Raw genomic sequence first — 26,184 nt, 5'->3', positions numbered from 1 at the left:
AAAGACTGTAGACCAAATACCTTAGACCCCACACCCTAATGACCAGAAAAACCATCCTACTAGGTCTAAGCCTGAACGAGCCCCGTCTGCTTACCGGCCGCGCGCCAATCCCCACCCACAGCCCGGCCAGCCTGCTGCGCTACCTGGAAACGTTCTACGCCCTCGGCGCCCCGGCAATTAACCGAGCGGCCCTACGCACGGAGCAGTACCGACAAATCATCGCGCTGCACCAGGAGCAAGCCACGCAGCTACCTTTTTACGCGAAGACCTTTGCGGCAGACCCACTGGCTACCGCCGAAGAGCTGTTGTCACGCCGCGACGAACTCCTCGAAGGCGGCTGGAAGATTAGCCGTACCCCTAGCGAAACGATCCCAGTCCGCCTCCGCGTCACCCTGGAATTGGAGCAACTCGTCCTGGCCGATACCAACGAGCTCGATCTTTTACCGGGCACCGCCGACCGCCTGAACGCTCTACTTGCCGCCCTCCCCGAAGACCGCCACCCGCGGCTGCAAATTCTGCTCAACGAGCCCCGCACTTTTCTCCCGCCCGGAACCCAGCGCCTCCTAACGGGATTAGAAACCCTCGGTGATACCGTAGAGCAACTCCCACAACCCCACGCGGGCGATGCAAGCACTGACTTAGGCAAGTGGCAAGCCGCCCTCAGCGGAGCGGAACTAACCGATAACAATTTAACTGGCGACGGCTCCCTGATGATCCTCCGCGCGCAGCGGGAAACACACCTGGCGGCGTACGTCGCACGGACGCTCCGGGACAACCCGGACTGGCGCCCGAGTGCACTGCTGACCATTCGTAATCAAACGTTAGACAACGCCATCGTGACCGAGGGCTTACCCAGTATGGGGGTGCCATCAAATTCCTTAGCCAGACCGAGCCTGCAGGTACTGAAGCTCGTAACGGCCTTCCTGTGGGCCCCGATCGAAGTGGAGCGCATCATGGAGTTCGTCAGCTTGGTCAATAAGCCACTACATTGGCGGCTGGCCAATAAGATCGCTATTTTCCTGGCCGACACGCCGGGTATGTTCGGGCCGCGGTGGCGGGGGATGATTGCAGGGTTTTTCCGCGACATGAAGTCCGAACGCAACTGGCCGGACAAAAAGATAAAGCAGGTACGTGACCAGTACGAAATCTGGTTCGAGCGCAAGCGCTACCAGCGGGACGAGCTCGTTCCCAAACTACAGCTACGTTTCCTGTTCCTACAGCTACGGGAATGGGCGCTGGAAGAGCGCACGGAGATGCGCAAGGAGGATGTCCGTAAGGGCCGGGCGCAGGGGGAGTACGGCGGCTTACTCGTGCTGTACAGCCAGGCCCAACGCGCCGTGGAATTACTCGATGCCCAACCGGAACAGGGGCTCGGCTATTTGGCCGTCGAGCGTTTGGTACGCACCGTCTACGAACCCGCTCCGGCCCAGTTTCAACCCGAAGAGCAGGGGGCTTTACCCGCCATCTTTGCACCCGCGTCCGCGCTACAACTCCCCGGGCAGGAACCCGTTGCGCGTTTGCTCTGGTGGGACTTTATCGAGAACGAGCCGGACTACTTTTTCAGCCGCTATTACCCACCGGAACTAGCTTACCTAGAAGCACAGGGCGTGAGCGTGAGTACGCCCGTGCAGAAAAATACGCTCTCCATCTGGCAGCAGGCCCGGCCGGTGATGCACGCGGGCAAACAACTGATTCTCTGCCTACCGGACCGGGTCGATGGCACCGAAGTCGAACCCCACCCGCTCCTGGGCGACCTGGAAGCTGCCTTCGCCGAAGGAACGCTCGCCAACATTACGATTGACGTGGACCACGCCGGCGCGGCCACCGCAATACCCGGCCTGACCAAACCGAATTTCACCGGCGTACCGATCGCGCCGCTGGCCCGTCCCGTCCCCCAAATCAACATCCAGCGCCTGCGGGACATGGGTGAGCGGGAATTCGAAAGCCCCACCTCCATCGAGGATTTGCTTTTTTACCCGCACAAGTACGTTTTCCGCCACTCGCTACGGCTCAAGAAAACCCCGATTTTGTCCATCGCCTCCGAAGGTCGCCTGCGCGGTAACCTCGCCCACCGCCTGATCGAGCAACTGCTCAGGGAGATTGGTGGCCAACCCGCGAGAATGAACCGCGCGGAGGTCGATACGTGGATCGATGAGAACAACCTACGGTTATTCCAAAACCAGGGCGCGGTCTTACTGCAGTACGGTCAGGAGCCGGAGCGGATTCAGTTTATCCGCACGATGAAAAAAGCGGCCTGGGCGCTCGTCTACGCCATCAAGGAGAACGGCTGGACCGTCCGTGGCTCGGAGGAACTCGTAATCGGCGACCTGGAAGCGATGGGCCAGGCCATGAAGGGGCGGGCGGATTTGGTCCTGACGCGAGAAAAAAATGGCGCGGTCGAGGTTGCCGTCGTTGATCTCAAGTGGCAGGGAAAGGGAACGTTCGAGAACTTACTTAAGAACGCCCGCGACGTACAACTAGCGCTGTACGGAGATTTTGTCAGCCAGAACAAGATGGCGGATGAGGACGGCAAAATACTTCACCCGACGCCGGACAACATTCACACCGCCTACTTCCTGATTCGGTTCGGAAAAATATTGGGACGTAACCAGCTGGCTTTCCGCCAAACGGAAACGCACGGGGAATCAGAAGCGAAAGTCGTCCAGCGGGAAACGCTGCGTCGCGTCCGGAATACTTACAACTGGCGCTGGGCTCAATTCCGCGAGGGTGATTTAGAAATCCGCTGCGAAGAAACATCAGGCTTCCTGGACGATGCGTACGTCGGCACGAACTGGGACGAACTGTTCGAGATGGAGACCAGTGACGCTCGTTTCGACGATTATCAGACGCTGATCGGCTTGGTACGTTGATGGAGGAGGGTGAATTCTTCTTACGGAATGAGCTGAACCAGCGCTGCACTTTCGGTAAATTCCTTGCACCCGCGACGCGCTAGCTAGTCCCCGCACTCAGTCGGGACGACCGCGCAAAACGGAGGCGGTAGGCGAGTAGGCGGTAGTGATCAAAAGGGCTATATCCCTACTCACCTACCGCCTACTCGCCTACCGCCTAATCTCCTACTCCCTAAAAGCCTCCCGCAAAACTTCCCGTGATGAGGAACCGCATCACGAACACTAGCGCAATACTAACCGCCAGGCCAAACGATACTTTACCGAGGTCACGACCAATGTCTTTAAACGCTGCTTTGATGTTGGACCGGCCGGGAATGGTCTCGAAGTAAGCAACCGCCGCACGGGCGATCATCACGCTAGCCATCACTAGGATGATCCAGTCGGGGACTAAATCACGGAGGTAAACAACGTAGCCGATGAGTACCAGGATGAGTACGTTTAACGCAAGACCAACGTAATGAGTAAGCGGCCTCTTGGTCAGGTCGCTAGGCTCTTTATCCAATTCCAAACGGTAGCGAATGGCAATTTCCCGACCCGCCAACAGGCCCAGAAAAACCCAGGTCGTGGACATGGGGACGTTGGAGAATTCCTTGAAGAATAATAGGATCAAGCCGTAGTTGAAGTCAATAATCGTCGCCGACCGAATGTCGGTTGTATTGGTCTTTTCCTTAACAATTTTCTGAATGTTACCCCCCTTGGTGTAAAAGATCACGGCGAGCATGGAGAGTAGAATGCCGAGCGACACCAATATTTCCGTCAGGGTAAGCGAGCGGGGGAGGTAGACGTAGATGTTGGCGAAGTCCTGAATCAGCCACTGGCCCCAGAGGAAACCGGTGGAGGCCCACTGTAGCGCAGTCCAGACCTGTCGCTCCCGCGCGGTAATGGGGTTGTTGATGAATTTCTTGTCCAGCACCCGGGTAATTAACTGCCACACGAGAATCGCCACGCAGAAAGCAAGCGCGTAACCCAGGATCGACTTCATCGTCATGTCGTACAGGCCCTTGGGCTTAAAAAAGGTCAGCACCAAAAAGGAAGTACTCACCGGGATGCCCGTCCGCGTCAGAATCATCAGGACCAGCGGCGGCAACAAGTAGGGCCACTTCATATCCTCCACGAAATCGTACTTGGCCAGCCTGCCGTAACTCACGTCGCCCCCGTAACTGTACCACCCCCACAGTAAAGTGAAGGACAAGATCCCGCCGGCAAAAAGCCACAGCACCCACCACGCCTTATCCTCATTGGAAGACAAGAAAGTACCCAGCGTCTGAATGGAATCATTTCCCACCACGGCGTAGCCGGCCAGGATGAAGCCGAGCCACATGATGATCAAAGAGGGGTCCATACGGTAGGAAGTTTAACGGAATATTGCCGAGAAATCGGGCCCGCGTCATTGCGCATAAGGTCACGCACCTTGGCGATGTTTGTTTGCCAGGGTTAAGTCTGGGTTAATTCAGGCGCTGCGCTGGTTTGAACGCTGCGCATTGAGCCGGCTTCGCCCAGTAGGTGGTGTTCGGCGGAGCCATGTGGCAGCACTAAAAGCGCAGCGTCTAAAAGCACGAAGTGCAGCTGAAGGGGCGAAGTCGATCTAACACATTTAAATTGCCAAAATACTCGCCATCGTAATGAGCGCCGACTCGGGCTTCTTTTCCCGGTGGATCGCGTCATCAAAAGAGTAGGTAGTAATTAAACTATTAACGATGCCGACCGCTACGTTCTCTTCCCCGTCCATTAACTTATTGACCGCCGCGTGGCCGAGTCTGCTGGCCAGTAGGCGATCCAGTGCCGTGGGCGCGCCACCGCGCTGTAAGTGGCCGATGACGGTAACTTTCGGCTCCATGCTCGCCAGCTCGTCCTGAATTCGCTCCGCAATGCCGGCCGCACCGCCCATGGGGTGGCCTTCGGCGACGATGACGACGCTGAAGAGTTTGCCGCGGGCCTTGTTTTTCTTCAGGACGTTCTTTAGGTCCTCTAAATTAGTTTCCGCTTCGGGGATCAGGACGCTACTCGCGCCCGATCCGATGGCCGTGTGCAGGGCGATGAAGCCGGAATTACGGCCCATCACCTCGACGAGGAACAGCCGGTTGTGACTGTCCGCCGTGTCCCTAATCTTGTCAACCGCGTCGATGGCGGTGTTGACGGCCGTATCGAAACCGATCGTGTAATCCGTGCCGAACAAGTCGTTGTCGATCGTGCCAGGGATACCGATGAAGGGGATGTTGTGCTCCTCGCTGAAGACCTTCGCCCCGGTGAAGGTGCCGTTACCGCCGATGGCGATACAGGCGTCGATGTCGTAGGACCGCAAGTGCTCGGCGGCCTGGGCGCGGCCCTCGGGCGTCATGAAGCGCTTGGACCGGGCGGTACGCAGCACGGTGCCGCCGCGCTGAATGATGTTGGCCACGTCGCGCCGCTCCATCCGTTTGAAGTGCCCGTCGATCATGCCCTCGAAGCCGCGTTCGATGCCGTACACGTGCAGCTTATTCCACGCGGCGGTCCGGACGACGGCTCGTAGCGCCGCGTTCATGCCGGGCGCATCCCCGCCGGAGGTGAAAACGGCGATGCGGCGTATGTCTTTTCTGTCCATGAGGGGGCTCGTTTGGGGCGGTGCAAAACTAAGTCGGCGGGCTTTAAAAAGTGGACGGAGTTTACTTCAAATCCCGACGGTGAAAATTAGCCAGCGCTTCGATGGGTTTGTGGACGAACGTACCCATCCGGAGGTTCCGCTCCGCCATGGCCGCGCGCAGGATGTCCTTAAAGTGGTACGCAACGGAGCCGATGTAGTGGACGGGTACGTCGAGGTGGCCCTTGTATTTCCTGACGTGCCGGTCGAGAAATTCTCCGAAGCTCGCGAAGACGATTTTTTGGATGATCGGGTTGTCGAGGTGCTCGCCCATAAAGCGGGTGAAGCTGGCCAGGTAGGTATTCGCAATGTCCGAGCCGTAGACGTTGTCGAGAATGGTGGATTTGTCCAGTTGCGTGTGTTCCTCGAAGGCATCGTGCATGTCGGTGTCGAGCTCCCGGTAGAAGTAGGCGCGCAGGAACGCTTTGCCCAGGTGGGAGCCACTGCCTTCGTCGCCCAGCATGTAACCCAGGTTGGTTACGTTGTCGACGACGTCTTCCCCGTCGTAGAGGCAGGTGTTACTTCCGGTGCCCAGGATGCAGGCGATGCCGGGTTGCGTACCGCACGAGGCGCGGGCGGCACCGAGCAAGTCGTGCATGACTTTGACTTCCGCGTTCGGGTAATGTGCCTGGATCGCTTCACGGATCGGGATTTTGCGCTTGTAGTCCCAGCATCCGGCGCCGTAGTAGTGGACCTCCTTCGGTTGTAACCCGGGCAACAGGTCGCCAACCAGCAAGTCGAGCTCGCCGTGCAATAATTCTTTGGGGTGGACGACGGGGTTGTACCCCTTCGTGTGCGCGAAGGAAGTCTCGCCATCCTTCGCTAACCAGGCCCAGTCCGCCTTCGTTGAGCCGGCATCCGCAATCAGTAGCATAGTGGTGATTTTGAAGGTGCCGAAGGTAACGTAATTTTTGTATTGCGCGTGTTCTCGCTTGTGCGCTTTCCGGGCGCGGCCGTGGGTGCGGTGAGAAGGGTAGTGGAGCCGGGGTAATGGGGCGTAGCGACGGAGCTGAAACCACCTGGCCAGTTCCAATTACTAAGTGACCTTACGCAACCGGGTCATGCCACACAAACACAGAAACACACAAATACAATTAGCCGGTGCTTCGGCGTAGCCGTACATCGCTTCTTTGTGCTTCTGTGTTTATGTGGCGGAATAATCTGCGTAATGTCAGTTGCTAATTACTTCTTACCCGGGTCGTAGCCCCAGTTCTTCAAACTATAAGTCCAATCCGTTTCACTAACGTCCCCATCCGGCCGCTGCGCGGTGTGCCTATTGATGTAGCCGATAACCTTGTTCATGTGATCGTAGTCACCGTCCGTTAAATCAGCCTTCTTCTTGCGCTTGATCTTAATGATCTTTTCGCCGGACTGGTAACCGACGGACTCACTTGCCCCGTCTTTGGTCTGCCCGACGGATTTGGCTTCATCCGTATCCAACCAGTCCTCGATCTCCTGGGGTTGCATATTGACGGCGTCGTAAAATTTAGTGTAGATATCGTCGTGGGTCTTGTCGGCCATGGTTTTATCAGTGTTATTGTTTGAAAGAACTATTTGTTCGGTTTTGTCGTGGTGGATTGGATTACGGGCCTGGCGGTACCGCCAAGCCTACGGTGTGACGGACAAGTCACGAGTGCTGTTGGAGAAGGGGAAGAAACTTTACGCTACATTTATAAACATTTTGTTTTTTAAAACAACATTTTGTTTTATGTTTGTGGCGCCAGCAATGGTGCCCTTTACGTTTTCTTATTCGGTTGCAAAACACAAATTAATGTTCTCCTTCACTACCCCCAACTCGATGGCGACGAGCCGTCGGATCATTACGCTACGCAAATTCGTTTTTCAGTATGCTTTCGAGCTATTGCTGGTTGCGTTCATCATTTATATGTGCGCAGCACGGGGAATAAGCTTCAGCGTAGATCTCTACGATCCGATCACCACGGAAGACTACCGCGAACGAACCGGTATGGGTTGGAATACGGAAAGCCTCTTTACCAGCACGAGCCAATCGGCGGCAAGTTTGTTTGCATTACTTCCCAGCATTCTCCCACAAGCCGCTCCCGCAAGCACGGTTGCCGTAGCGCGTACCGTGGCGATCGACGCCAAGCACGAAGGGTTTAACGACGTTGCCCCGACGGACGACCCCGCTCCGCACATCTCCAACCTCACGCTGGTGCTGAGCCCCGACTACGGCGAGCGGAAAGGATTACCCAAGCACGTCATCGCCGCCAAACGCGCCCGCGTTCAAAATTACCTGGCCCGTTTCGCGCCCGCCGCCCGCGCCGAGATGAGACAACACGGCATCCCCGCCAGCATCACGCTCGCCCAGGGGCTGCTGGAGAGTAACGCCGGCGACAGCCGCCTGGCCCGCGAGTCCAGCAATCACTTCGGAATAAAATGCCGCGCGAAGTGCCTGGGCTGCACCTGCCGCAATTACGGCGACGATACCCGCTACGACATGTTTCGCGTCTTCACCTCCGCCGCCGAATCTTTCCAGGAGCACAGCAAACTACTCAACTCCGCCCGCTACCGCAAACTCAAGAAGCACGGCAACGACTACGTAAAGTGGGCGCACGGCCTAAAGTCCTGCGGGTACGCGACCGACAAAAAGTACGGCCACAAACTCGTAACGATCATCGAAAATTTAAACCTAGAGAAGTACGACACGGGTTTGTAAACTGGTAACGTACCTACCGCCTACCGCCTACCGCCTACCGCCTACCGCCTACCGCCTACCGCCTAAATTTCCAACTCCCCCAACCAACTCAGAACAATTTTATTAAACGCCTTCCGGTCCTCCAAATTACAAAGATGCCCCCGGTCCTCCATCACCGCAATCTCCGCGAGTGGTTGGTGCTTCTTAGCGTAGCTCTCGGCGGCGTCGAGGAAAACGTGGTCCTGACCACCCATCACGAGCAAAGCCGGCCGGGTAAGCTGGCGATCGTAGAAGGCGCGGACGACGCTGAAAAAGTCCTGATAAAGCCCCAACCATTTCAAAAACTCTCCGGGCGCTAACTTCTTAGACTGCCGTCGGTACATTTTCCGACTAAAGGCGTGGTTCTTACGCGGCATAACGATGATGATGAACCCGTCGTAAATCCATCGGAAGGGCACGAAATAACTCAGGAATTTTCCACTGTGCGCAAAAGTGTTGATGCGCCAGTCCGCCTTAAAAACCCCACCGACCATGATCATGGAGATGATCATCTCCGGGCGGCGCGCGTCGAGCCGTTGCAGGATAATGCTCCCCAGGGAAAGCGACATGAAGTGCGCCTTGGCGATGCCGGCGTGGTCGAGTGCCTTCAGCACGTCATCCGTAACAATGTCGAAGGAATAGCTGCCGTACGCCGGCTGTATGTCCTTACTCAGGCCGTGGTCTCTCAGGTCCAGCAGCATCAAATTGTAGTGCGCCTGAAAAGCTTTGGTCTGGTGCTTCCAGGTGACGGAGGAGCCGCCCGCGCCGTGGATGAAGACAATCCAGTCCCGGTCGGGGCCGGCGTGCTCTAAGTGATAATGTAGCGTATCGGACAAGGGAGCTTGGTTTTACGGCGCTTCGGTCAAAGCCGCGGGACTACTCGGTCGGTGCGGGCGGATGAGAAACGTGCCACAAGGTTAAGTGTTTGTGACCTAATTACGGCAGGGCGCGCGAAATATTAAGCCAGGATTAATTTCTCCACACTTTGCGACCAAGTGTATTGTACGCGCTTGTGCTAGTGAAATCACGGGGCGACCTTCACGGCCAACGCAATTGTTCAACCTTTCGATCCCCCCATTTCGTGCTAATCAACGATCTTTCTCCGGATAATATTCATGACGGAGCGCGCGCACCCTTGGAGGTAGCCGTGTTTCACCTGCAGGACGTTTGTGTCCGAGTGCAAAAGGGTATGCGCCACCGACTGAGGACCGCCGCCCTGCAACGCGCGCCGCAGATCGAGGCTACTTTTCGTTGGTTGCAAAGAAGGGGAGTGGCTATTTATTTGCTTAGTGACTACGGACGAGCGGATACCAACATTATCCTGCAACGGATGAAGTGGCCGGTAGGCAGCGACGAACTCATTCGGGGCGTAGTGTTGAAGGCTAAATCTTGCGCGAACCCCGTCGAGAAAGTACTCCAGTGCGTCGATGCCCCCGATGCGAAGCGTACCGTAGTGGTAAGTGATACGCCCGGGCTGATCAAAGCGGCGGCGCGGGTCGGGGTCACGTTTAATCTGGCCGTGACCAGTGGTAAGCATACGCGCCAGGACTTACAGGATACCAGCTGCCGGGTGTTGCTCGAAGACACCGTCGAACTCATTCGTTACCTGCTCGAGTGCCTACCGCGGCTCTCCGAAGTAGCGCTCACGGCTGACTCCACGCACGCACCTCCTTTTCGTGACCTCGGCGCCTGAAATTGGTGACCGGTCAGCTGGCGGCGGCTCCAACCACAAAACGCCCGCCGGTGTTACCTTTGCTCCTAACCGAAATTAGCCTTGCACCCGCCCCGACTGAGTCGGGGGCCGCGAATCCAGAGCCTTCTGGGTAAGCCGCCGGCCAGGAAAACGCACCAGGTAATTCAGCACAAGCAGCACCGCCCATGAGTTTCTTCGATAAGTTTTTTAGTAACGACAAGAAAGAGGACCTGGACAAAGGCCTCGAAAAGACAAAAACCGGCTTTTTCGACAACATTAGTCGCGTCATCGCCGGCAAAGATTCAGTCGACGAAGAAGTGCTGGATGAACTAGAAAACGTCCTCATCACGAGCGACGTCGGCCTCGACACCACGGTTAAGATCATCGAGAGCATCGAAAGCCGCGTCGCCCGCGACAAATACGTCGGCACGAGCGAACTCCACCAGATCCTGCGCGATGAGATCGTCGGTCTGCTCGCCGAAAACAATAATAAGGACTACGACGACTACGTCCTGCCGCCCGTGCCCGGGAACGGTCCGGCCATCATTCTTGTCGTGGGCGTCAACGGGGTGGGAAAGACCACAACCATCGGAAAACTTGCTCACCAGTACAAGCAAAAGGGTCACAAGGTCGTCCTGGGTGCCGCCGATACTTTCCGGGCCGCCGCCGTTGCGCAACTTGAGATCTGGGCCAACCGCGTTGGTTGCGACTTCTACTCCAAGGGTATGTACACCGACCCCGCCGCCGTCGCTTTCGAAACGACCAAATACGCCATTGATAATGGAATGGACGTCGCCATCATCGACACCGCCGGCCGCCTCCATACGAAGTTCAATCTAATGAAGGAGCTCTCGAAGATCAAGCGCAGCGTCACCAAAGCGCTGCCTTCAGCGCCGCACCAAGTTTTGTTAGTGCTTGACGCTACTACGGGGCAAAATGCCATCGAACAGGCCAAAGCTTTCACGGAAGCTACCGACGTGACGGCCCTCGCCCTCACTAAACTCGACGGCACGGCCAAGGGTGGCGTCGCCATCGGCATTACCGACACCTTTAAAGTGCCGATCCGCTACATTGGTGTCGGGGAAGGGATCGAACACCTCCAGATTTTCAACAAGCGCGCTTTCGTCAACAGCCTCTTTGGTGACGAGATGAAAGTCTGAGTAGCTGTTCCGCCATAATTTCGTGGCAAGCCGCTTGCTCTGCGTCAAATTTTTCGAGTACCACAACAGACGTCAGTTTTGGCGCGGTCGCGGGTGCCAGGGAAATTAGTAAAGCAGCAGTGGGGTAGGGGCGAACTAGACGCTCTACTCGGTTACCCGTAAGGTAGTCAAGCGGTAAAAGGATTCTCCTACTAGACGATCATCCTTATAGCCAAGTACTTGCGGGGCGCCATCTTCGTCCATGATGCGGACACTCACAACGTACTCGCCGGCGGGGAAATCGCTCGGTATGACAAAATCGTACTGGAGCCAGTTGGTCAAGTGGTATTCACCGATCGTATTGGCTGCGGAGTTTACGAAGTATGTCTTTGTCTCCGGGCCGGATAACCGGACCTCCATATCGTACTGCTGCGCTTGCGGGACGGCCGGCCCCACCGTCCGCCACTCCATTGCGAGCGGAAGTTTTTCTCCGCGCTGGATGCTCGGTGGCATGGTGAGGGCGTAGACGTAGTGACCAATGCCGTCGGCTGGTTTCTTGACGGTGTACTGGCTTAAGTCGACTAGTTCGGATTTATCGCAAGAAAATGCACTAACGAAGAGCGCGAGGAGGACGAGAGAACGTAGAAACATTTGCTGGGAATTTGCAACCCAACTCCGATATCACCCGGTATGTTTTCAATCATTTTTGCTCAACCGAGCCACTTTGCACCTGCGTCCGCGCAACTTTAGCTACTTAATTCCGGGTTGCCCCAGCGTCAGCGCAAAGAATATTTGTATAAGCTCCAGACCGTTAGGAAATAAAGGGAGATGTTCTTACCTTTGCGCTCGCTTTTCAAGGAGGTAGGCCTCTGGTAATAAAAAAGCACCACTAAAGTAAAATAACGTATGCCTACGATTAACCAACTTGTGCGTAAAGGGCGCAAGAAAATCACGGAAACCAGTAATTCACGCGCTCTGGACGCTTGTCCTCAGAAGCGTGGTGTTTGCACCCGTGTCTACACAACCACCCCGAAGAAGCCGAACTCGGCCCTGCGTAAGGTGGCAAAAGTTCGTTTGACCAACGGGATCGAGGTGATCGCCTACATTCCGGGAGAAGGTCACAACCTCCAGGAACACAGCATCGTGCTGATTCGTGGCGGTCGTGTGAAAGACCTTCCCGGTGTTCGCTACACCATCGTCCGTGGCGCGCTCGACACAGCCGGCGTTGCCGACCGTCGTCAGGCTCGCTCCAAGTACGGTGCCAAGCGTCCCAAGAAGTAATTTATTCATTTTAAGTAAGATGAGCTTCCCATAAATGGGAAGCCATTTGGTGAACTCCGATAAAATCGGGCAAGCCATCTGAAGCTAACAGCTATGCGTAAAAGAAAACCAAAAGTTCGGGTCATTGCACCCGACCCCCGCTACGGAGACCCCGTCGTAACCCAATTCGTCAACATGCTCATGTTGTCGGGTAAGAAAAGTACCGCCTTCCGTGTCTTCTACGAAGCCATGGATAAGATCAAGGGACGGATCGAAGCCGAAGAGTTCGACGAGCACGAAGTGTGGAAACGCGCCCTCAGCAATGCCATGCCCCAGGTCGAAGTACGCTCCAAGCGTATCGGTGGTGCTACGTTCCAAATTCCTACCGAAATCCGCGCCAAGCGCAAGATGAGTATCGGTATGAAGTGGTTGATCAAATTCTCCCGCGCCCGTTCCGGTAAAGGAATGGCTGAAAAGCTATCCGCCGAACTACTCGCCGCAAGCCGCAACGAAGGCATGGCGGTGAAGCGTAAGGAAGAGACGCACAAGATGGCCGAGTCTAACCGGGCCTTCGCGCATTACGGACGGTAGAAAAATTACGAGTACCGAGTTGTGAGTAGATACTTACAATTCGGTACTCGCAACTTAACTACTATCCACCCCCAATTAATAAAAAGCTAAATCCAACCAACCATGGCTACGGATCTTAAATACACCAGAAACATCGGTATTGCCGCGCACATTGACGCTGGCAAGACTACCACGACCGAGCGTATTCTATACTACACCGGTATCAGCCACAAGATTGGCGAAGTACACGATGGTGCCGCCACCATGGACTGGATGGAGCAAGAGCAGGAACGTGGCATCACGATCACCTCCGCCGCTACTCACACCAACTGGACGTGGAAAGATCAGAGTTACGTATTCAACATCATTGACACCCCCGGGCACGTCGACTTTACCGTTGAGGTAAACCGTTCCCTCCGTGTTCTCGATGGTCTCGTATTCTTGTTCTGCGCCGTATCCGGTGTCGAGCCCCAGTCGGAAACGAACTGGCGCCTCGCTGACAACTACAAAGTCCCCCGTATTGGATTCGTCAACAAGATGGACCGTTCCGGTGCTGACTTCCTCAACGTCGTTAAAGATGTTGAAGAGAAGCTCGGTTCCAAGTCTATCCCACTGCAGATTCCGATCGGCGCTGAAGAGACTTTCCGTGGCGTAGTCGACCTCATCACCATGCAGGCTATCGTCTGGAATGAGGAAGACCAAGGCATGACGTTCGAAGTTATCGAAACGCCAGCCGAGCTTTTACCCGTGGTCAACACGTGGCGTGAGAAGCTGCTCGAAGCAGTAGCCGAATACGACGAGAGCCTTTTGGAGAAGTACTTCGAAGATCCTGAGTCAATTACGGTTCAAGAAGTGCGCAATGCCGTACGTGACGCCGTTACTGACGCTGCCTTCGTTCCAATGATGTGTGGTTCTGCTTTCAAGAACAAAGGTGTACAAGCCGTACTCGATGCAGTATGTGCTTACTTACCCAGCCCAGTGGACATTCCACCGGTCCGTGGTACGCACCCTGATGATCCCGAGCAGGAGTTATTCCGCGCACCGAACGTCGACGAGCCATTTGCCGCGCTTGCCTTTAAGATCGCTACGGACCCATTCGTTGGCCGCTTGGCCTTCATGCGGGTCTACTCAGGTCGTCTCGACGCTGGTTCTTACGTGAAGAACACACGTTCCGGTAACAAGGAACGTATCTCGCGTCTCTACCAGATGCACGCCAACAAGCAGGAGAAGATCGACAAAGTAGAAGCTGGTGACATCGCCGCTGCCGTTGGTTTCAAAGACATCCGTACGGGTGACACGCTTTGTGACGAAGCCAATCCGATCGTACTCGAATCAATGGTCTTCCCCGATCCCGTTATCGCGGTAGCCGTCGAGCCAAAGACACAGAAAGACCTCGATAAGCTGGGTATGGCACTTGCCAAACTAGCGGAAGAGGATCCAACCTTCACCGTTCGTTACGACGAAGACACGAACCAAACGGTTATCGCCGGTATGGGTGAGCTTCACCTGGAGATCATCGTCGACCGCCTCAGAAGAGAGTTCGGCGTTGAAGCTAACGTAGGTGCACCACAGGTTTCTTACAAAGAAGCCCTGTTTAACACCGTTGATCACCGTGAGCGTCTCAAGAAGCAGTCCGGTGGTTCTGGTCTCTTTGCAGACATGAGCTTCACCCTCGGCCCCGCCGATGAGGAGTTCCTGGAAAGCGAAGACTTCAAGAGCGGCAAGGAAAACATGCAGTTCGAGTGGGCCATCGTCGGTGGTTCGATCGACAAGAACTACCAGAAGCCCATTAAGGACGGATTCCAGTCCATGATGAAGAACGGTATTCTCGCCGGCTACAACATCGACAGCATGAAGGTCCGGGTTTACGATGGTGGTATGCACTCCGTTGACTCTAAGCCGCTTGCTTTCGAACTTTGTGCAAAGGAAGGCTTCCGGGCCGCTGCCAAGCAGTGTAACCCTAAGTTGCTCGAACCTATCATGGAAGTTGTCGTTGTTTCTCCTGAAGAATATACGGGTAACGTCATCGGTGACCTGAACCGTCGTCGTGGTCTGCCGAAAGGACAGGAAGCAATGAACGGTGGCGCATCACGCATCACCGCCGACGTGCCGCTTAGCCAAATGTTCGGCTACGTAACCGACCTTCGTACGATCACTTCCGGTCGCGCTAATTCTAGCATGACTTTCTCTCACTTCGCCGAAGCTCCTAAAGGAATCGCCGAAGAGATCATTAAGGAGGCGAAAGGCGAAACTGCATAACGCAATAATTTCTTCCAGCTTCGTTGCGGCAATCGTCGCTCCGAAGCTGGAAGTGTTTTAACAATAACGCCGGCGGAAAGCCGCCCGGCTTCTTTTCTTTGAAAAATTACAAACTGGCATGAATCAGAAAATTCGCATCAAACTGCGTTCTTACGATCACAACCTCGTTGACAAATCCACCGAGAAGATCGTCAAGACCGTCAAGAACAGTGGGGCTATCGTTACCGGCCCGATTCCGCTGCCCACCGAAAGAGATATCTATACCGTCCTGCGCTCGCCGCACGTCAATAAGAAATCTCGGGAGCAGTTTCAGTTGCGCACGCACAAGCGCTTGATTGAAATCTACACACCCAACCAGAAAACGGTGGACGCGCTATCTAAGCTCGAACTCCCTAGTGGTGTAGATATTCAGGTAAAGCTGACTTGATGAGTGCTATTTTATGAATCCCGTGTTTACGTCGTCCAAAGAGTAGGTTAACGCTCCTTAGGGTCGCTTATAGCCTACTCTTCGGACGACCACGGAATTCATAAAATATCACATGTCAACTATGCTTAAGGCAACCGCTCATTCGCAAACAGTGAATGAGCTTATTTTTAAACTGTTCCCCATCCCGACTAGCTCGGGACGAGGAATGCTATCGCCCGCTGCCAAATCTTTCGGCACGGCGGTATTATCAACTCAAGACCGATGAACGGTATTATTGGTAAAAAAGTCGGGATGACCTCCATCTTCGACCCAGCAGGCAAAAACGTAGCCTGTACCGTAATCGAGGCTGGCCCCTGCGTAGTAACGCAAGTCAAGACCAACGATTCGGATACATATAACTCCATCCAGCTTGCCTACGGCGAGCGCAAGGCAAAGAATACTACCAAGCAACTTGCTGGTCATTTCTCCGCCGCCAACACCACCCCAAAATCAGAGGTAGTCGAGTTCCGCGATATGGATCTCGAAAAAGCCCTCGGCGAGACGGTAACCGTTGACGAAGTATTCGTCGAAGGTGACATGTGCGCTGCGGTCGGTACCTCAAAGGGTAAAGGTTTCCAGGGTGTAGTCAAGCGTCACAACTTCAAGGGTGTGAACGATGCGACGCACGGTCAGCACAACCGCCAACGGGCTCCCGGTTCGATTGGTGCGGCTTCCTACCCGGCGCGGGTATTCAAAGGAATGCGCATGGGTGGACGTGATGGTGGCACGCGCGTAACGATCAAGGGACTTAAGGTCCTCCGTATCTTCGCCGACAAGAACCTCATCCTCGTCAAAGGGGCTATCCCCGGCCCTAAGGGCGGCACCATAATCCTCCACAAGTAATCATCCCCCCTAGCTTCCTCCTTCCGAGGCACTAGGTAGATCATAAATATCTACAACATGAAACTCCAAGTTCAAAGCACACAGGGCGGTGATGCAGGCCGTGAGGTGGAACTACCCGATAGCATCTTCGGTGTAGAGCCAAATGAGCATGCCGTATACCTGGCCGTAAAGGCTTACCTGGCCGCACAGCGCCAGGGCACGCACAAAGCGAAAGAGCGCGGCGAGATCGCCGGTTCTACCAAGAAACTGCACCGCCAGAAAGGTACTGGTGGTAGTCGTAAAGGTGACATCAAGAACCCGCTCTTCCGTAGTGGTGGTCGTGTCTTCGGTCCCCGCCCACGTAAGTACAACATTAAGCTGAATAAGAAGGTCAAGCAATTGGCTCGCGCTTCCGCACTGACTACTAAGGCCCAAGCCGGTAGTATCACGGTAGTAGAAGACCTCAAGTTTGACGCACCAAAAACAAAGGACTACGTTTCTTTCCTCAGCGCAATGAAAGTTACCGGCAAGGTACTTCTCATTACGGCTGACAAAGAGAACCACGTCTACCGCAGCGGTCGTAATATACAGGGAAGCGCAGTTGTCGCTGCCGCCGAGCTTAATACCTACGACGTAATGAAGGCCGGTACTATCCTTCTCGCCGAAGGAGCCATCGAAAAACTAAAAGAGCAGTTCAACCAGGCATAGTAGGTAAGTGAAACGGTCGCATCGTTAAACAGCGATTACCTTTCACCGCCGAACGCTACTCAAACTACAACAACATGACTAAGCAAATCTTAATCAAGCCAGTGGTTTCCGAGAAAGCTGAACTGCTTTCCGAAGATCACGGTCACTACACTTTCGTAGTCGCCAAGACGGCCAACAAGATCGAGATCCGTAACGCCATCCAGGCGCACTACGGCGTCACGGTCAACCGGGTCAATACGGCCATCATGCCGGGTAAAGTAAAAAACAGATCGACCAAGTCGGGCGTTCTCAAAGGCCGCGTTGCCGCTTACAAGAAAGCAATCGTAACGTTAGCCGAAGGAGAATCAATCGACTTGTATAACGAAGCTTAGGAATCACTTCGGTAGCGTTTGAAAATTCGTTACCGAGATTTCCTATTCTATAACCCACGGTGAGTGGGGAGCCACGGACTGGCGTCGATTCCGGTCCCTGTTTTTGCTCCGAGATTCATCGTAATAATTTTGTGCAATTATGCCAATCAAGAAGTTTAAGCCCGTCTCCCCGGGGTCGCGTTTCCACGTTGGAAACAAGTTCGACGAACTGACGGGAGACAAGCCAGAAAAGTCGTTACTGGCGCCCATCAAGAGAAGTGGCGGTCGTAACGGTACTGGTAAGATGACCGTCCGCCAACGCGGTGGTGGTCACAAACGTCGTTACCGTATTATCGATTTCCGTCGGAACCACGATGGTGTGATGGCTACGGTCAAGACGATCGAATACGATCCAAACCGTACCGCTTTCATCGCACTGTTGGAATACACGGATGGTAAGAAGACCTATATTATCGCACCACGCGGTTTGAAGGTCGGTGATACTATCTCTTCCGGAGCAAACGCAGAGCCTACTACTGGCAACACGATGTTCCTCGCCGACGTGCCCCTGGGTTCTCCCATTCACGCCATTGAGTTGCAGCCCGGTAAAGGTGCCGCTCTCGCCCGTTCCGCCGGTACTAACGGTACTCTGATGGGTAAGGAAGGCAAGTTTGTCTCCGTCAAGTTGCCTTCCGGTGAAGTTCGCCGTATCTTAAAGACGTGTCGTGCTACCATCGGTACGACTTCCAACCCCGACCATAGTCTTACGGTAGCCGGTAAAGCCGGTCGTAACCGCTGGGCCGGTCGTCGTCCACGCGTTCGTGGTGTTGCCATGAACCCGGTCGATCACCCTATGGGTGGTGGCGAAGGTCGCGCTTCGGGTGGTCACCCACGCTCCCGCACGGGCATCATGGCCAAGGGCCAGAAGACGCGCAACGTCAACAAGGCTAGTAATAAATTGATCATCACCCGTCGCAAGACGAAGAATAAGAAATAACCAATGGCACGTTCGCTAAAGAAAGGCCCTTACGTTTACCACCGCCTCTACGAAAAAGTCGTCAAGACCCAAGAAGGAAGTGGCCGTAAAGGCATGATCAAAACCTGGTCACGCCCCTCTATGATCATTCCCGACATGGTAGGTTTGACCATCGCCGTCCACAATGGCAAAACCCACGTTCCCGTCTACGTTACGGAGAACATGGTTGGCCATAAGCTCGGTGAGTTTGCCCCGACCCGCTCTTTCCGCGGCCATGGTGGTAAGAAGAAGTAAATTAATTGGCGCTGACGCAGGTGCAATGATGGGGTGGGGGAGCAAAATGTTTTGGGTATAACCTAATACATCCTCTCATCTCAAATTATCTTTGCACCCGCGACAGCGCCCCCTTATAACCGAGTGAAGGCAGAGTACGGCCTCGTGGGTTTCGACCCGCCCGCTCTACTAACCCGTTCCCTCGAAATTATCCAATAATGGAAGCAGTATCAAGTTTAAATAGTATCCCGATGTCGGTCCGCAAGATGCGGCTGGTCGTGGATCTTATTCGCGGTAAAAAAATCAACGAGGCCATCGGCATCCTTGATTACTCCAAGCAGGAGGCCGCCCTTTGGTTGAAGAAAAACCTTCTGACCGCAGTTGCCAACTGGGAAGTGAAAGTAGGTGGCTCCGAAGACGCAGGCGACTACGATCTCGTGATCTCAGAAGCATTTGCTGACGCAGGTGCGCAGATCAAGCGTTTTCGCCCAGCTCCCCACGGCCGTGCTCACCGTATTCGGAAGCACAGCTGCCACATCACCATCAAAGTAACCAATACCACGCCACTACCCGTAGTCGCCGAAGTAGAAACCGAAGAAGCATAACCATGGGACAGAAGACAAATCCAATCGGTAACCGCCTCGGTTACATTCGTGGCTGGGACAGCAACTGGTTTGCTGACAAAGACTACGCCGCAAACGTCATTGAAGACGCGAAACTGCGCGAGTACCTCGGTACCCGTATCGAGAAAGGAGGCATTGCCCGCATCATCATAGAGCGTACGCTTAAGCGGATCACGCTGACGATTCACACCAGCCGCCCCGGTATTATTATCGGTAAGGGTGGTAGCGAGATCGACCTGATTCGCGAAGAGCTTCGTCGCCTGACGAAGAAGGACATTCAGATCAACATCATCGAGATTCGTAAGCCGGAACTCGATGCTACCATCGTAGCTGAGTCCATCGCCAAGCAGATCGAGGCACGTATTAATTACCGTCGCGCAATCAAGACGAGCATTCAGTCTACCATGCGTGCATCTGCGGAAGGCATCAAGGTTCGTATATCCGGACGTTTGAATGGTTCCGACATGAGCCGTACGGAAGAGTTCAAAGAAGGTCGTACGCCTTTGCACACTTTCCGTGCTGACATCGACTACGCTAATAAAGAGGCCCACACCGTATACGGACGTATCGGTATCAAGGTCTGGATCTGTAAGGGCGAAGTCCTTGGTAAGCGTGACCTCAACCCGAACGCTGGTCTTTCCACCAAGGGTGGAGATCGTGGCGGACGTGGCCGTGGAGGTGATCGCGGTGACCGCCGCGGTGGTGGCGGAGGCCGTGGCGATCGCCGCGGTGGCGGAGGCGGTGGTGGCCGTCGGTAGTAGTTGATTCCAAGATTAAACAGCGAGCAATTAGCTTTAGCTGAATAACCGGACTCACTTTGTTGCCAAAATTCACCCAATACTAGCGTGACCAGTTCACGTACCGACCGACTCAACCGCCGTAGGCGAGAGCATAAATGAAATGGAAGACCATCAAGCGCCCCGCTTGCGCTGGCTTCCGACCCAGAGAAGCAAGGGAGTGCTTTCCGGATAGCCGGGGACACTGCCTTGCTTTCCTAATGTGAGTAAAATTTGAAAGAAAGCTTCGGTTATCTTTTCCACTCCAAATAAATATCCTACCTTTGCCCCGCTCTACGGAGGTCCTGAGGGAATCCTGGATATAAGTGGCCGGTTTTCAGCCATTTATCCGCAAAATTTATTAGAATGTTACAGCCTAAAAGAACGAAATACCGGAAGCAGCAGAAGGGTCGCAACCGTGGCCTGGCGCAGCGTGGTAATACAGTGGACTTCGGTTCCTTCGGCCTCAAAAGCCTGGACCTCGGTCGTATCACCAGCCGCCAAATTGAGGCTGCCCGTATTGCGATGACCCGGAATATGAAGCGAGAAGGTAAAGTGTGGATTCGCATTTTTCCGGACAAGCCAATCACCAGCAAGCCACTCGAAGTTCGAATGGGTAAGGGTAAAGGCGCGCTCGACTATTACGTTGCCAACGTGCAACCCGGACGCATCATGTTCGAGATCGACGGCGTAACCCGCGAAGTCGCAGAAGAATCACTTCGCCTGGCCGCTCAGAAGCTGCCCGTTCAGACTCGCACCGTCACCCGTCTTGACTACCAAGACTAAGCATAACCAAAAGTAAAGTCACTCCCGATTCGATTGGCACGTGACCCAATTAATACTAACCATGGCTAGTAACAAATCAGTTGAGCTTCTCAGCGCTTCCGACGCCGATCTTCAGGATCAGTTGAATGAAACAAGCGGCAGCCTCAATAAAATGCAGTTCGACCATACCGTAAGCGGTATCGAGAACCCCCTGCAACTGCGGGAAGTCCGACGCGACGTTGCGCGGATTAAAACTGAAATTCGTCGCCGCGAGCTGGAAAAACTTTCTCCCGAGGAAGCCGCCAAGCGGAACCACATCCAAAGACGTCGTCGTAAAAAGTAAGCAAGCATGAGCAACGAGGAAAACAAAAAAGAAGAAGGCGGTCTGATCGAAAGCATCGCCGAGACGGTTGGTGAAGCCGTCGCTGTCGCCGTCGACACGGTAGAAAGCGTCGCCGGAACCGTAACTGAAACCGTTACGGATGTGGTGGATACCGCCGCTAACTACTTCGCCCCCGAAGAAGAGAAAGTTTATGACGGTCGTAACGAACGCAAAACGCGGGTTGGACTCGTAGCTAGCAACAAGATGGATAAGACCATCACCGTTGTGATCGAGCGTAGACTCCAGCACCCCATTTACGGCAAGTACGTAAAGAAATCTAAGAAGCTTGTCGCCCACGATGAGAACAATGAGTGCCAAATCGGTGACCTTGTCCGCATCATGGAGACCCGCCCCCTGAGCCGTCGTAAGCGTTGGCGTTTGGTGACGGTAATCGAGAAGGCCAAGTAAATAACCACCCAAAATTTAGCTACTCATGATCCAACAGGAATCACGTTTACGCGTAGCCGACAACAGCGGCGCCAAAGAGGTACTCTGTATTCGCGTACTTGGCGGCTCTAAGCGCCGTTACGCCAGCATTGGCGATCAAATTGTCATCTCCGTTAAGGAGTCTGCCCCGGGTGGAGCCGTAAAGAAAGGTTCGGTATCTCGCGCCGTCGTCGTCCGAACCCGTAAGGAGATCCGTCGTAAGGATGGATCGTACATTCGTTTCGATGACAACGCCGTCGTTTTGCTGAACGCCAATGAGGAGCCACGTGGAACCCGTATTTTTGGCCCCGTGGCACGTGAACTTCGCGACCGGGACTACATGAAGATCGTATCCCTCGCTCCCGAGGTCATTTAAACCTCCCCCCAATCCGCCCGGCATTATTATCGTCTGGCATAATTAACAATAACAATGGCTAACAAGACCTATAAAGACAAGCAGAAGCGCCACGCGCCGAAGCTGAAGATCAAGAAAGGTGACCGGGTGGTAGTAATCGCCGGGGCCAATCGTGATCTTGCTCTTCCCCGGGAAGTACTGCAAGTATTACCAACCGAAAACCGGGCCATCGTCGAAGGTGTAAATCTTCGTAAGAAGCACCAACGCGCTACGGAGACCGATCAGGGTGGTATCGTCGAAAAGGCGGCCTCAATTCATATTAGTAACCTGATGCTGCTGAATGCCGATGATCAGCCTACCCGCGTGGGCCGCAAAGCAGATGAGAACGGTAAACTTGTACGCTTCGGTAAGCGTGACGGAAATATCCTTAAGTAATGAGCTACACCCCCCGACTCAAAAAGAAGTACGACGAAGAAATTCGTAACCAACTCCAGGAGCAATTCAACTACGACAGCCCCATGGAGGTGCCGCGTTTGTTGAAAATTTGCATCAATCAGGGTGTTGGTAAAGCAACCCAAGACCGGAAGCTGGTTGAGAATGCCATGAAGGAAATGTCCCTCGTAGCTGGTCAGCAGGCCGTTATTACGATGTCCAAGAAATCTGTCTCTAACTTCCGTCTTCGCGACGGGATGGGAATCGGTGCTAAGGTGACCATTCGTAGAGGCAAGATGTATGATTTTCTCGATCGCTTGATTGCAACTGCTCTCCCGCGCGTTCGTGACTTTCGTGGCATCAACGACAAGAGCTTTGATGGCCGTGGTAATTACACCTTTGGTGTAACCGAACAAATCATTTTCCCTGAAATCAGTCTTGACGACGTCGCTAACCTTACCGGTTATGACATCACTTTCGTCACGAGCGCAAAAACGGACGCCGAAGGTATGGCACTCCTAAAAGCACTCGGCCTGCCTTTCAAGAACCAAACTAAAGAAGCGTAAACATGGCACGTAAATCACTGATCGCCCGCGAACGCAAGCGCGAACGCATGGTTGCCCAGTACGCTGAGAAGCGTGCGCAGTTGAAAGCTGAAGGTAACTGGGACGAGCTCGATAAGCTCCCCCGTAATTCTAACCCGATCCGGCTACACAACCGTTGTGGTCTGACTGGTCGCCCAAAAGGGTACATGCGTAAATTCGGCCTCTGCCGCGTCAAGTTCCGTGAGATGGCACTCGATGGCAAGATTCCCGGAGTACGCAAAGCTTCTTGGTAGGCCTGGAGCCGACTACACAAATCAATTTTTAACAGCCCTGGAAGTTCCGATGACGGAAAACCACGGGGCGCAATATCAATGGCATGGCCGTTACTGATCCAATTGCCGACTACCTGACCCGCCTGCGCAACGCGCAAATCGCCGGTCACCGTGTCGTCATCATTCCTTCTTCAAAATTGAAGAAGAACATGACCGAAATCCTTTATGATCAAGGTTATATTCTGAAGTACAAATTCGAAGACGAGGCGGGCAAGGGCAACCAGGGAGAAATCTCTATCGCTCTTAAGTACGAGAAAGATACCCGTACCCCCGTCATTCGCAAACTCATTCGTGTTTCTAAGCCAGGCCTGCGTCGCTACGTCAAGGCCGATTCACTGCCCCGCGTCATTAATGGCCTTGGTATTGCAATCGTATCGACCTCAAAGGGGTTGATGACCGACAAGGCAGCACGCAAAGAGAATATTGGCGGCGAGGTTCTCTGCTACGTATATTAATAGATTTATAGACTCATGTCTGCAGGCGGTGCGAGTCCGACCGTAAGACTAAAATAATTTGGATATGTCCAGAATTGGCAAAAATCCCGTTACCATTCCGACTGGCGTCTCAATTGACGTCAGCAAAGGAAATGTGGTAACCGTTAAGGGCCCCAAAGGGCAATTAACACAGCAAGTTAGCCCCGAGTTGGGTGTGAAGGTGGAGGATGGTGAAGCCGTAGTTTCCCGCCCCAGTAACTCCAAACGCCACCGCAGCTATCACGGACTCTACCGCAGTCTTATCGCTAACATGGTCACGGGCGTTACCGAAGGGTACACCATCGACATGGAAGTAATCGGTGTAGGTTACCGCGCTGAGAACAGTGGCAATACGCTTACCCTAACCCTTGGCTACTCACACCCGATCATTTTCATGATCCCCAGTGAGGTGACCGTCGAGACAGTTAGCGCGAAAGGTAAAGCACCCGTCATCAAGTTGGCCAGTATGGACAAACAGCTTGTCGGACAAGTAGCCGCTAAGATCCGGTCGCTGCGTAAGCCAGAGCCTTACAAAGGAAAAGGTATCAAGTTTGTTGGTGAGGAACTACGTCGCAAGGCAGGTAAGACCGCCGCTAAGAAATAAGATCTGTAACCCCCGCAAGGGAACTCAAAAAGTAGCAATGCAACTAACAAAACTAAAGCGGAGGAAGCGGATCCACAGCCGTGTACGGAAAAGAATTTCCGGCACGCCCAGCTTACCTCGCCTGAACGTATTCCGTTCCAATAAATTTATCTACGCCCAGCTGATCGATGATGTGAATGGCGTAACTCTTGCCTCAGCCTCTAGCTTCGAAGCTTCGGTGGGTCAGGAAGATAACAAGTCAGCACAAGCGACCGCAGTAGGCAAGATGATTGCCGAACGTGCCGTCGCCGCTGGTATCGACAAAGTCCTTTTCGATCGGGGGGGATATCTTTTTCACGGGCGTGTTAAGTCACTCGCCGATGGTGCTCGTGAGGGTGGCCTTAAATTCTAAATAAACTCAACTATGGCTGAGCAAAGAAATTCAGGCGGCAAAGAAGGTGGCCGCAACCGTCGCGACGGACGCAAAGGTGGTCGTAAAGACGGCAAGAAGCAGGAAAGCGACATGCGCGAAAAGATGGTTGCCCTCAACCGGGTAACCAAAGTAAACAAAGGTGGTCGTACGTTCACTTTCGCTGCCATTGTGGTAGTAGGTGATGGTAAAGGTAAAGTTGGTTACGGTATGGGTAAGGCTAGGGATATTTCCGAGGCTATCCAGAAAGCGACCGACAACGCCCGCAAGAGCATCATTACCGTACCGTTGCACAAGGGAACCATTCCCCACGAGCAACTTGGCAAATACGGTGCTGGTAAGATTCTTTTGAAGCCCGCTTCCGAAGGTACCGGTGTAATTGCCGGTGGTGCCATGCGTGCCGTTCTCGACATCGCCGGTGTACATAACGTACTCGCCAAATCACAGGGGTCTTCCAATCCTCACAACGTGATCAAGGCCACCATCGATGCACTTACAAAACTACGCAGCCCGATGGCAATCGCTAAGCAGCGTGGTATCTCAATGGAGAAACTCTTCGAAGGGTAAACTTCCGAAGTACTCACAAACAATATACCAGCTATGGCAAAGGTTAAAATCACCCAGGTCAAGAGTGTTATCGACCGCCCGAAGAAGCAGAAAGCTACAATGATGGCCCTCGGCTTCAAGCGTATGCACCAGACCATTGAGCGCGAGGATACCCCCGTCGTCATGGGAATGGTTAAGGCAGTTAGCCACCTTGTTAAAGTAGAGGAAGCGTAAGCGTTGGTTGCTTTAGGTGCTTCGTGAAATGTACTTTCAGTCGACTATCGTAGCTAATCGATCTTTCCGTCTCCCAAAAAATAAATTCCGTCATGGAACTCAATAATCTAAAACCAGCAGCCGGCGCTACTAAGTCCGGTAAACGCATTGCACGCGGTCAGGGCTCCGGCCGTGGCGGCACGTCAACGCGTGGTCACAACGGTGCTAAGTCACGTAGTGGCTATAAAAGCAAGCGTGGTTTTGAAGGTGGCCAGATGCCCCTTCAGATGCGTTTGCCAAAGCGTGGCTTCAACAGCCCGAACCGTGTTGAATACGTTGCCCTGAACCTCAGTCGTTTACAGGAGATCAGCGAGAAACAAGGACTTACGGAGATTACTCCGGCAGCACTTTATGCCGCAGGTATCATCAAAAAGAACGACCTTGTGAAGGTTCTCGGCAATGGTGAGCTGACCGCCAAGTTGACCGTCAACGTACACGCTGCTTCCGCTTCCGCTCAGGACGCAATTGAAAAAGCTGGTGGTTCCGTAACCACCGCCTAAAAATCC

Annotated in this window: 34 protein-coding genes; 28 read left to right on the top strand and 6 right to left on the bottom strand. The window is 54.0% G+C overall.

Annotation, left to right across the window (positions count from 1 at the left end; genetic code table 11):
• Positions 1 to 38 precede the first annotated feature (38 nt).
• Complete coding sequence (locus tag GGR27_RS04910) at positions 39 to 2,870, top strand: PD-(D/E)XK nuclease family protein (RefSeq protein WP_168036254.1); 2,832 nt, start codon at positions 39 to 41, stop codon at positions 2,868 to 2,870.
• A 211-nt stretch (positions 2,871 to 3,081) separates the two neighbouring features.
• On the opposite strand, the gene GGR27_RS04905 is transcribed toward GGR27_RS04910, so the two are convergent.
• From GGR27_RS04905 to GGR27_RS04890, 4 genes are all read right to left on the bottom strand, one after another.
• Positions 3,082 to 4,251, bottom strand: a complete 1,170-nt coding sequence (locus GGR27_RS04905) for a hypothetical protein (protein WP_168036253.1) — start codon at positions 4,249 to 4,251, stop codon at positions 3,082 to 3,084.
• Positions 4,252 to 4,503: 252 nt separating this feature from the next.
• Complete coding sequence (pfkA, locus tag GGR27_RS04900) at positions 4,504 to 5,490, bottom strand: 6-phosphofructokinase (protein ID WP_168036252.1); 987 nt, start codon at positions 5,488 to 5,490, stop codon at positions 4,504 to 4,506.
• Positions 5,491 to 5,551: 61 nt separating this feature from the next.
• Positions 5,552 to 6,400, bottom strand: coding sequence for a hypothetical protein (locus GGR27_RS04895; RefSeq protein ID WP_168036251.1), 849 nt, complete (start codon positions 6,398 to 6,400; stop codon positions 5,552 to 5,554).
• Positions 6,401 to 6,708: 308 nt separating this feature from the next.
• On the bottom strand, positions 6,709 to 7,047 hold the full coding sequence (locus GGR27_RS04890) for a DUF3140 domain-containing protein (RefSeq protein ID WP_168036250.1): 339 nt from the start codon (positions 7,045 to 7,047) through the stop codon (positions 6,709 to 6,711).
• A gap of 250 nt (positions 7,048 to 7,297) precedes the next feature.
• Between GGR27_RS04890 and GGR27_RS04885 the strand changes: the two genes are divergently transcribed.
• A complete protein-coding gene (locus GGR27_RS04885; protein WP_168036249.1) occupies positions 7,298 to 8,203 on the top strand; it encodes a glycoside hydrolase family 73 protein in 906 nt (301 codons plus the stop codon).
• Positions 8,204 to 8,265: 62 nt separating this feature from the next.
• Here the strand turns inward: GGR27_RS04885 and GGR27_RS04880 are convergent, their stop codons facing one another.
• Positions 8,266 to 9,057: an alpha/beta fold hydrolase gene (locus GGR27_RS04880; protein ID WP_168036248.1), complete on the bottom strand. Its 792-nt coding sequence runs from the start codon at positions 9,055 to 9,057 to the stop codon at positions 8,266 to 8,268.
• Positions 9,058 to 9,302: 245 nt separating this feature from the next.
• Between GGR27_RS04880 and GGR27_RS04875 the strand changes: the two genes are divergently transcribed.
• A complete protein-coding gene (locus tag GGR27_RS04875) occupies positions 9,303 to 9,914 on the top strand; it encodes an HAD family hydrolase (protein ID WP_168036247.1) in 612 nt (203 codons plus the stop codon).
• A gap of 185 nt (positions 9,915 to 10,099) precedes the next feature.
• Positions 10,100 to 11,074: a signal recognition particle-docking protein FtsY gene (ftsY, locus tag GGR27_RS04870; protein WP_168036246.1), complete on the top strand. Its 975-nt coding sequence runs from the start codon at positions 10,100 to 10,102 to the stop codon at positions 11,072 to 11,074.
• Between the two features lie 144 nt (positions 11,075 to 11,218).
• On the opposite strand, the gene GGR27_RS04865 is transcribed toward ftsY, so the two are convergent.
• Entirely contained in the window at positions 11,219 to 11,704 is a 486-nt protein-coding gene (locus GGR27_RS04865; protein ID WP_168036245.1) for a hypothetical protein, read from the bottom strand.
• A 255-nt stretch (positions 11,705 to 11,959) separates the two neighbouring features.
• Between GGR27_RS04865 and rpsL the strand changes: the two genes are divergently transcribed.
• The 24 genes from rpsL to rplO all read left to right on the top strand — a co-directional run bounded on the left by rpsL (position 11,960) and on the right by rplO (position 26,178).
• Entirely contained in the window at positions 11,960 to 12,334 is a 375-nt protein-coding gene (rpsL, locus tag GGR27_RS04860) for a 30S ribosomal protein S12 (protein ID WP_168036244.1), read from the top strand.
• Positions 12,335 to 12,427: 93 nt separating this feature from the next.
• Complete coding sequence (gene rpsG / locus GGR27_RS04855; RefSeq protein ID WP_168036243.1) at positions 12,428 to 12,904, top strand: 30S ribosomal protein S7; 477 nt, start codon at positions 12,428 to 12,430, stop codon at positions 12,902 to 12,904.
• A 102-nt stretch (positions 12,905 to 13,006) separates the two neighbouring features.
• Positions 13,007 to 15,142, top strand: coding sequence for an elongation factor G (gene fusA / locus GGR27_RS04850; RefSeq protein ID WP_168036242.1), 2,136 nt, complete (start codon positions 13,007 to 13,009; stop codon positions 15,140 to 15,142).
• Positions 15,143 to 15,260: 118 nt separating this feature from the next.
• Positions 15,261 to 15,569: a 30S ribosomal protein S10 gene (rpsJ, locus tag GGR27_RS04845; protein ID WP_020570893.1), complete on the top strand. Its 309-nt coding sequence runs from the start codon at positions 15,261 to 15,263 to the stop codon at positions 15,567 to 15,569.
• Between the two features lie 261 nt (positions 15,570 to 15,830).
• Positions 15,831 to 16,451, top strand: a complete 621-nt coding sequence (rplC, locus tag GGR27_RS04840; RefSeq protein WP_168036241.1) for a 50S ribosomal protein L3 — start codon at positions 15,831 to 15,833, stop codon at positions 16,449 to 16,451.
• 57 nt (positions 16,452 to 16,508) lie between these two features.
• Positions 16,509 to 17,138, top strand: a complete 630-nt coding sequence (rplD, locus tag GGR27_RS04835; protein ID WP_168036240.1) for a 50S ribosomal protein L4 — start codon at positions 16,509 to 16,511, stop codon at positions 17,136 to 17,138.
• A gap of 74 nt (positions 17,139 to 17,212) precedes the next feature.
• Positions 17,213 to 17,509, top strand: coding sequence for a 50S ribosomal protein L23 (gene rplW / locus GGR27_RS04830; RefSeq protein ID WP_168036239.1), 297 nt, complete (start codon positions 17,213 to 17,215; stop codon positions 17,507 to 17,509).
• Positions 17,510 to 17,648: 139 nt separating this feature from the next.
• Positions 17,649 to 18,485 (top strand): 50S ribosomal protein L2, encoded by an 837-nt coding sequence (gene rplB / locus GGR27_RS04825; protein ID WP_168036238.1) that lies wholly within the window; start codon positions 17,649 to 17,651, stop codon positions 18,483 to 18,485.
• A gap of 3 nt (positions 18,486 to 18,488) precedes the next feature.
• Positions 18,489 to 18,758 (top strand): 30S ribosomal protein S19, encoded by a 270-nt coding sequence (rpsS, locus tag GGR27_RS04820; protein WP_168036237.1) that lies wholly within the window; start codon positions 18,489 to 18,491, stop codon positions 18,756 to 18,758.
• Between the two features lie 197 nt (positions 18,759 to 18,955).
• Positions 18,956 to 19,342, top strand: a complete 387-nt coding sequence (gene rplV / locus GGR27_RS04815) for a 50S ribosomal protein L22 (protein WP_168036236.1) — start codon at positions 18,956 to 18,958, stop codon at positions 19,340 to 19,342.
• Between the two features lie 2 nt (positions 19,343 to 19,344).
• A complete protein-coding gene (gene rpsC / locus GGR27_RS04810) occupies positions 19,345 to 20,118 on the top strand; it encodes a 30S ribosomal protein S3 (protein WP_168036235.1) in 774 nt (257 codons plus the stop codon).
• Positions 20,119 to 20,502: 384 nt separating this feature from the next.
• Positions 20,503 to 20,922, top strand: a complete 420-nt coding sequence (gene rplP / locus GGR27_RS04805) for a 50S ribosomal protein L16 (RefSeq protein WP_168036234.1) — start codon at positions 20,503 to 20,505, stop codon at positions 20,920 to 20,922.
• A gap of 61 nt (positions 20,923 to 20,983) precedes the next feature.
• The gene (gene rpmC, locus GGR27_RS04800; protein WP_168036233.1) at positions 20,984 to 21,244 is read left to right on the top strand and encodes a 50S ribosomal protein L29; all 261 of its coding nucleotides are present in this window, start codon (positions 20,984 to 20,986) and stop codon (positions 21,242 to 21,244) included.
• Positions 21,245 to 21,388: 144 nt separating this feature from the next.
• Positions 21,389 to 21,691, top strand: coding sequence for a 30S ribosomal protein S17 (rpsQ, locus tag GGR27_RS19970; protein ID WP_320060339.1), 303 nt, complete (start codon positions 21,389 to 21,391; stop codon positions 21,689 to 21,691).
• Between the two features lie 25 nt (positions 21,692 to 21,716).
• Positions 21,717 to 22,085 (top strand): 50S ribosomal protein L14, encoded by a 369-nt coding sequence (rplN, locus tag GGR27_RS04790; protein ID WP_168036231.1) that lies wholly within the window; start codon positions 21,717 to 21,719, stop codon positions 22,083 to 22,085.
• 54 nt (positions 22,086 to 22,139) lie between these two features.
• A complete protein-coding gene (gene rplX, locus GGR27_RS04785) occupies positions 22,140 to 22,499 on the top strand; it encodes a 50S ribosomal protein L24 (RefSeq protein WP_168036230.1) in 360 nt (119 codons plus the stop codon).
• Positions 22,499 to 23,062, top strand: coding sequence for a 50S ribosomal protein L5 (gene rplE / locus GGR27_RS04780; protein WP_168036229.1), 564 nt, complete (start codon positions 22,499 to 22,501; stop codon positions 23,060 to 23,062). Before rplX ends, rplE begins: the two co-directional genes overlap by 1 nt.
• Positions 23,063 to 23,064: 2 nt before the next feature.
• Positions 23,065 to 23,334: a 30S ribosomal protein S14 gene (gene rpsN / locus GGR27_RS04775; RefSeq protein WP_168036228.1), complete on the top strand. Its 270-nt coding sequence runs from the start codon at positions 23,065 to 23,067 to the stop codon at positions 23,332 to 23,334.
• An 83-nt stretch (positions 23,335 to 23,417) separates the two neighbouring features.
• Positions 23,418 to 23,828 (top strand): 30S ribosomal protein S8, encoded by a 411-nt coding sequence (rpsH, locus tag GGR27_RS04770; RefSeq protein WP_168036227.1) that lies wholly within the window; start codon positions 23,418 to 23,420, stop codon positions 23,826 to 23,828.
• Between the two features lie 64 nt (positions 23,829 to 23,892).
• Positions 23,893 to 24,450: a 50S ribosomal protein L6 gene (rplF, locus tag GGR27_RS04765; RefSeq protein WP_168036226.1), complete on the top strand. Its 558-nt coding sequence runs from the start codon at positions 23,893 to 23,895 to the stop codon at positions 24,448 to 24,450.
• 37 nt (positions 24,451 to 24,487) lie between these two features.
• A complete protein-coding gene (gene rplR / locus GGR27_RS04760; RefSeq protein WP_168036225.1) occupies positions 24,488 to 24,841 on the top strand; it encodes a 50S ribosomal protein L18 in 354 nt (117 codons plus the stop codon).
• Between the two features lie 111 nt (positions 24,842 to 24,952).
• Positions 24,953 to 25,426: a 30S ribosomal protein S5 gene (rpsE, locus tag GGR27_RS04755; RefSeq protein ID WP_245184448.1), complete on the top strand. Its 474-nt coding sequence runs from the start codon at positions 24,953 to 24,955 to the stop codon at positions 25,424 to 25,426.
• Between the two features lie 33 nt (positions 25,427 to 25,459).
• On the top strand, positions 25,460 to 25,639 hold the full coding sequence (gene rpmD / locus GGR27_RS04750; protein WP_168036223.1) for a 50S ribosomal protein L30: 180 nt from the start codon (positions 25,460 to 25,462) through the stop codon (positions 25,637 to 25,639).
• 92 nt (positions 25,640 to 25,731) lie between these two features.
• Positions 25,732 to 26,178: a 50S ribosomal protein L15 gene (rplO, locus tag GGR27_RS04745; RefSeq protein ID WP_168036222.1), complete on the top strand. Its 447-nt coding sequence runs from the start codon at positions 25,732 to 25,734 to the stop codon at positions 26,176 to 26,178.
• The last annotated feature ends 6 nt before the right edge of the window (positions 26,179 to 26,184 follow it).

The organism is Neolewinella antarctica, assembly GCF_011927835.1.
GTDB lineage: Bacteria > Bacteroidota > Bacteroidia > Chitinophagales > Saprospiraceae > Neolewinella > Neolewinella antarctica.
Note: the sequence above shows the minus strand (reverse complement) of the source record. Positions and strands in the feature narration are given on the sequence as shown.

Excerpts from the sequence above, each read along its gene's own strand:
- rpmD (WP_168036223.1), top strand. The coding sequence starts at position 25,460 with ATGGCAAAGGTTAAAATCACCCAGGTCAAGAGTGTTATCGACCGCCCG.
- rplD (WP_168036240.1), top strand. The coding sequence starts at position 16,509 with ATGAAACTCCAAGTTCAAAGCACACAGGGCGGTGATGCAGGCCGTGAG.
- rplO (WP_168036222.1), top strand. The coding sequence starts at position 25,732 with ATGGAACTCAATAATCTAAAACCAGCAGCCGGCGCTACTAAGTCCGGT.
- rpsS (WP_168036237.1), top strand. The coding sequence starts at position 18,489 with ATGGCACGTTCGCTAAAGAAAGGCCCTTACGTTTACCACCGCCTCTAC.
- rpsH (WP_168036227.1), top strand. The coding sequence starts at position 23,418 with ATGGCCGTTACTGATCCAATTGCCGACTACCTGACCCGCCTGCGCAAC.
- rplF (WP_168036226.1), top strand. The coding sequence starts at position 23,893 with ATGTCCAGAATTGGCAAAAATCCCGTTACCATTCCGACTGGCGTCTCA.
- rplB (WP_168036238.1), top strand. The coding sequence starts at position 17,649 with ATGCCAATCAAGAAGTTTAAGCCCGTCTCCCCGGGGTCGCGTTTCCAC.
- rplV (WP_168036236.1), top strand. The coding sequence starts at position 18,956 with ATGGAAGCAGTATCAAGTTTAAATAGTATCCCGATGTCGGTCCGCAAG.
- rplR (WP_168036225.1), top strand. The coding sequence starts at position 24,488 with ATGCAACTAACAAAACTAAAGCGGAGGAAGCGGATCCACAGCCGTGTA.
- pfkA (WP_168036252.1), bottom strand. The coding sequence starts at position 5,490 with ATGGACAGAAAAGACATACGCCGCATCGCCGTTTTCACCTCCGGCGGG.
- GGR27_RS04910 (WP_168036254.1), top strand. The coding sequence starts at position 39 with ATGACCAGAAAAACCATCCTACTAGGTCTAAGCCTGAACGAGCCCCGT.
- rplW (WP_168036239.1), top strand. The coding sequence starts at position 17,213 with ATGACTAAGCAAATCTTAATCAAGCCAGTGGTTTCCGAGAAAGCTGAA.
- rpsL (WP_168036244.1), top strand. The coding sequence starts at position 11,960 with ATGCCTACGATTAACCAACTTGTGCGTAAAGGGCGCAAGAAAATCACG.
- rplC (WP_168036241.1), top strand. The coding sequence starts at position 15,831 with ATGAACGGTATTATTGGTAAAAAAGTCGGGATGACCTCCATCTTCGAC.
- rpsN (WP_168036228.1), top strand. The coding sequence starts at position 23,065 with ATGGCACGTAAATCACTGATCGCCCGCGAACGCAAGCGCGAACGCATG.
- fusA (WP_168036242.1), top strand. The coding sequence starts at position 13,007 with ATGGCTACGGATCTTAAATACACCAGAAACATCGGTATTGCCGCGCAC.
- rplX (WP_168036230.1), top strand. The coding sequence starts at position 22,140 with ATGGCTAACAAGACCTATAAAGACAAGCAGAAGCGCCACGCGCCGAAG.
- rplE (WP_168036229.1), top strand. The coding sequence starts at position 22,499 with ATGAGCTACACCCCCCGACTCAAAAAGAAGTACGACGAAGAAATTCGT.
- rpsJ (WP_020570893.1), top strand. The coding sequence starts at position 15,261 with ATGAATCAGAAAATTCGCATCAAACTGCGTTCTTACGATCACAACCTC.
- GGR27_RS04890 (WP_168036250.1), bottom strand. The coding sequence starts at position 7,047 with ATGGCCGACAAGACCCACGACGATATCTACACTAAATTTTACGACGCC.
- rpsG (WP_168036243.1), top strand. The coding sequence starts at position 12,428 with ATGCGTAAAAGAAAACCAAAAGTTCGGGTCATTGCACCCGACCCCCGC.
- ftsY (WP_168036246.1), top strand. The coding sequence starts at position 10,100 with ATGAGTTTCTTCGATAAGTTTTTTAGTAACGACAAGAAAGAGGACCTG.
- GGR27_RS04895 (WP_168036251.1), bottom strand. The coding sequence starts at position 6,400 with ATGCTACTGATTGCGGATGCCGGCTCAACGAAGGCGGACTGGGCCTGG.
- rpsC (WP_168036235.1), top strand. The coding sequence starts at position 19,345 with ATGGGACAGAAGACAAATCCAATCGGTAACCGCCTCGGTTACATTCGT.
- GGR27_RS04905 (WP_168036253.1), bottom strand. The coding sequence starts at position 4,251 with ATGGACCCCTCTTTGATCATCATGTGGCTCGGCTTCATCCTGGCCGGC.
- GGR27_RS04885 (WP_168036249.1), top strand. The coding sequence starts at position 7,298 with ATGTTCTCCTTCACTACCCCCAACTCGATGGCGACGAGCCGTCGGATC.
- GGR27_RS04865 (WP_168036245.1), bottom strand. The coding sequence starts at position 11,704 with ATGTTTCTACGTTCTCTCGTCCTCCTCGCGCTCTTCGTTAGTGCATTT.
- rplN (WP_168036231.1), top strand. The coding sequence starts at position 21,717 with ATGATCCAACAGGAATCACGTTTACGCGTAGCCGACAACAGCGGCGCC.
- rpmC (WP_168036233.1), top strand. The coding sequence starts at position 20,984 with ATGGCTAGTAACAAATCAGTTGAGCTTCTCAGCGCTTCCGACGCCGAT.
- rpsE (WP_245184448.1), top strand. The coding sequence starts at position 24,953 with ATGCGCGAAAAGATGGTTGCCCTCAACCGGGTAACCAAAGTAAACAAA.
- rplP (WP_168036234.1), top strand. The coding sequence starts at position 20,503 with ATGTTACAGCCTAAAAGAACGAAATACCGGAAGCAGCAGAAGGGTCGC.